Annotated in this window: 2 protein-coding genes; both read left to right on the forward strand. The window is 72.9% G+C overall.

Features of this window, described 5'->3' with window-relative positions; translation table 11 throughout:
• Window positions 1-624, forward strand: a 624-nt coding sequence (locus ABTZ59_RS37310) for a protoporphyrinogen/coproporphyrinogen oxidase (RefSeq protein ID WP_503003875.1), incomplete at its 5' end; no start/stop codon positions are given.
• Between the two features lie 5 nt (window positions 625-629).
• Window positions 630-1,017, forward strand: a 388-nt coding sequence (locus ABTZ59_RS37315) for a chlorite dismutase family protein (RefSeq protein WP_351426129.1), incomplete at its 3' end; no start/stop codon positions are given.

Consider the following 1,017-nt stretch of genomic DNA (forward strand, 5'->3'; position numbering starts at 1 on the left):
GCCGTACCCGCCCCCGCCGCGGCCCGGCTGCTGCGCCCCGAGTCCCCGGCGGCCGCCGCCGAGCTGGCCGCCGTCGAGTACGCCTCGATGGCCCTGATCACCCTCGCCTACCGGCGCGCCGATCTGTCCCTGCCCGAGGGCAGCGGCTTCCTGGTGCCGCCGGTCGACGGACGCACCATCAAGGCCGCCACGTTCGCCTCCCAGAAGTGGGGATGGATCGCCGAGCAGGACCCGGACACGGTCGTGCTGCGCACCTCGGTCGGGCGGTACGGCGAGACGGCGGTCCTCGGCCGGGACGACGCCGACCTGGTGGAGGTGTCCCGGCACGACCTCCGCGAGGCCGCCGGCGTCGACGCCGCGCCGGTCGCGACCCGGGTCACCCGCTGGACCGACGGGCTGCCCCAGTACCCGGTGGGACATCACGCGCGCGTGGCCCGCGTCCGCGAGCACATCGCCAAGCTGCCGGGCCTCGCGGTCTGCGGCGCGCCGTACGACGGGGTGGGCATCCCCGCCTGTGTCGCGAGCGCGAACGCGGCCGTCGACCAGCTGTCCGGTGATCCGCGCGGGGCCGAGGAACTCACGGCCCACCCGGTGCAGAGCCGCCACGGCGGAGCAGGAGAATAGGAACCATGAGTGACGACGCCCCCATCACCGAGTCCGGCCGCATCCCCAACAAGGGCAAGCTGGCCAAGGACCTGAACGATGTCATCCGCTACACCCTGTGGTCGGTCTTCAAGCTGAAGGACGTGCTGCCGGCCGACCGCGCGGGCTACGCCGACGAGGTCCAGGAGCTGTTCGACCAGCTCGCCGCCAAGGACGTGACGATCCGCGGCACGTACGACCTCTCCGGCATGCGGGCCGACGCCGATGTGATGATCTGGTGGCACGCGGAGACCAGCGACCAGCTCCAGGAGGCGTACAGCCTCTTCCGCCGCACCAGGCTGGGCCGCGCGCTGGAGCCGGTGTGGTCCAACATGGCGCTGCACCGCCCGGCCGAGTTCAACCGCTCGCACATCC

Origin of the sequence: Streptomyces sp. NPDC094034 (genome assembly GCF_040303865.1) — a bacterium.
In the GTDB taxonomy this organism is placed as follows: domain Bacteria; phylum Actinomycetota; class Actinomycetes; order Streptomycetales; family Streptomycetaceae; genus Streptomyces.